5 protein-coding genes are annotated in these 2,266 nt (G+C 63.6%); 1 reads left to right on the top strand and 4 read right to left on the bottom strand.

The genetic code is table 11. The features are described from left to right. A partial coding sequence (locus tag EN781_RS31055; protein ID WP_127400656.1) for a GntR family transcriptional regulator occupies positions 1-551 on the bottom strand: 551 nt, incomplete at its 3' end. Between the two features lie 91 nt (positions 552-642). Here EN781_RS31055 and EN781_RS31050 point away from each other — a divergent pair. Then, entirely contained in the window at positions 643-891 is a 249-nt protein-coding gene (locus EN781_RS31050; RefSeq protein WP_126054839.1) for a DUF1127 domain-containing protein, read from the top strand. Between the two features lie 36 nt (positions 892-927). On the opposite strand, the gene EN781_RS31045 is transcribed toward EN781_RS31050, so the two are convergent. From EN781_RS31045 to EN781_RS31035, 3 genes are all read right to left on the bottom strand, one after another. Beyond that, positions 928-1,557, bottom strand: a complete 630-nt coding sequence (locus EN781_RS31045; RefSeq protein ID WP_126054838.1) for a Pr6Pr family membrane protein — start codon at positions 1,555-1,557, stop codon at positions 928-930. 4 nt (positions 1,558-1,561) lie between these two features. After that, positions 1,562-1,972 (bottom strand): hypothetical protein, encoded by a 411-nt coding sequence (locus tag EN781_RS31040; protein ID WP_126054837.1) that lies wholly within the window; start codon positions 1,970-1,972, stop codon positions 1,562-1,564. 45 nt (positions 1,973-2,017) lie between these two features. Continuing rightward, positions 2,018-2,266: phosphoribosylformylglycinamidine synthase subunit PurQ (locus tag EN781_RS31035; protein ID WP_189347952.1), on the bottom strand; the 249-nt coding region annotated here is incomplete at its 5' end.

Genomic DNA, 2,266 nt, shown 5'->3' with positions numbered 1-2,266 from the left:
GCGATCGCTGCCATCACCGCCGCATGAGTGCCAAGCGTCGGCACGATTGAATCGGGCGAAGGGCGGAAGGAATTGCGCGACAGCCAGCGGCTTCCCGCCTCGTACCAGCGCTCGGGAAAATCCCTCGTGTAGCTCGAAATGTCGTGGGGATGGTCCTCTGCCGTGCGGGCCAGAATTTCGGCAATGATTGCGCCTTGACCGACATCAGGCGCTGCGGTGCTGTCGAAGCGCAGCTTGCCGCTTGGTGCATCGATGGGGCGCGTTCCTTGCGCGGCAAGCTCCAGCTCGACCTTCGGGTTCTCGGCGCGCTGCGCAAGTACATATGTTCCGCGCCCGACCTCGCCGCTGACCAGGCCGCGTTCGCGCAGCAACTGGTAGGCGCGGCCGACCGTACCGACGGTGGCGCCGATGTCATAAGCGAGGTCACGCTGCGGCGGCAGTTTTGCACCGGCATCAATGACGCCCTTGTCGATGTCTGATTCAATGCTGTCAGCAAGACGCTGATACAGCGGGCCTGAGCCGGAAGAGAGGTCTGGAAGCCAATTTGTCATGGTGACAATTTTCTATATTGTGCCGCACGATGAGTCAATCCATATGAAGTCTGCGATTGATAGGATACAATCGAGACAAGGTAGAACGAAGATGGATACAACCGACACAATTCATTACATCGGCACCGGATTGGATGGGCGCACGAAGTCACGGGCTCGCAATGGCTTCGTGGACCGCCTCGTATTTGTGCTCGGCTCCGTCATGAGGCAGATTGACCGGATGCTGGACCGCCGCCGCGGCCGCTTGGCCTTGCTGGAGATGACGGACGAGCAGCTCAAGGATATCGGCGTCTCGCGCTGCGATGCGCATCGCGAAGGCCTCCGGCCGTTCTGGGATTGAGTTCACGCCGTCGAAGGATTCGGATGGCGCCGAACACTATTTCCGCAGCCGGGCAACCCAATGATCGGCGAAGACGGCGATGACGCACAGCAGCAGAAACAGTCCGGTTGTGGCCAGCGCCGAAACAGCGACGCTGGCCGCGCCGTTCTTCTCCACGCTGAGAAACGGGTAGGGGACTTCGCCGGCGATCGGCGCCCGCAGCAGCACATAGGCCAGATAGGCGAGCGGGTAGACCATCCACCAGGAGATGTCGCGCCAGCGCGCGGTGCCGTCGGCGCCGGCGACAAGCCACCACAGCACGAACAGCGCCGGCGTCACATAGTGCAGCAGGATATCGCAGAGCAGGAACAGGCCTTGCGGCTGCCACAGTCGCGCCAGCACCGTCGCATAGACGATGAAGACGAGGCCGATCGCCGCCGCCACGCCCGCCCGCAACCGCGATCCGGCAAAGGCCGGGAACCACGCATAGCCTGACGGCGACAGCAGCGACGTGTGCACCAGCACCGCCCCGATATTGGTCAGGATGGTGAAGAAGCTGAACAGGAAAACGACCGAGCCGAGGAAGCTGCGGCCGGCTTCCATCGAGGCCGGGATGGTGATGCATGCCTGCAGGACAAGTCCGATCAGGCCGACGGCCAGTCCCGCTCTCTGCAGGAAACGGCCCATGGCCTCAGGCGGCCGCAGCGCAGGACGGATTGCCCGCCTGCCAACGGGCGATGTCGGAGCCGATGCGCGCACCGAGCGGGTCCGCCATCAGCGGGCCGAAGACGTCGATGCGGCTGGAATTGCCTTGCGCCTGCACCACCAGGAGCGGCTTGCCGCCATAATGCTTGGCCGGCACCAGCAGGAAGCGCGGCGTGCCGCTGAACGAATTCAGCTCATTGGCCATCTGGTAGGGCTTGAAGGCCGGATCCTTGCTGGCGATCCAGCATTTATGCGCCGCGATCGCCACCTGTTCCATGGCGAGCAGCGAGGCGCTCTTGCCCGAGGGCGGCGGCGCGCTCTTCGGGCTCGACTGGCAGGCGGCGAGCGCAAGCACGGCGGCAGCCAGGAGAGCAAGGCGAGCAATCGTCAGTCTCATGGTCAGGCCGCCCCCGCGTTCTGAAAGCAATGTCCTAGGAGATAATCAAGCGGCGATGCCGAGGGCACCTTCGAACAGCGCCCGGCCGTCGTTGCCGCCATGCGCCGCCTCGATCAGGTTTTCCGGATGCGGCATCAGGCCAAGCACATTGCCCTTTTCGCTGATGATGCCGGCAATATCGTTGATCGAGCCGTTCGGATTGGTGCCGTCGGCGTAGCGGAACACCACCTGTCCCTCGCCCTCGAGGCGGGCGAGCGTCTCAGCGTCGGCGAAATAGTTGCCGTCGTGATGCGC

This window comes from Mesorhizobium sp. M4A.F.Ca.ET.090.04.2.1 (genome assembly GCF_003999085.1).
In the GTDB taxonomy this organism is placed as follows: Bacteria; Pseudomonadota; Alphaproteobacteria; order Rhizobiales; family Rhizobiaceae; genus Mesorhizobium.
The sequence above is the reverse complement of the archived record's forward strand: the minus strand, read 5'-3'. Positions and strand labels throughout refer to the sequence as shown.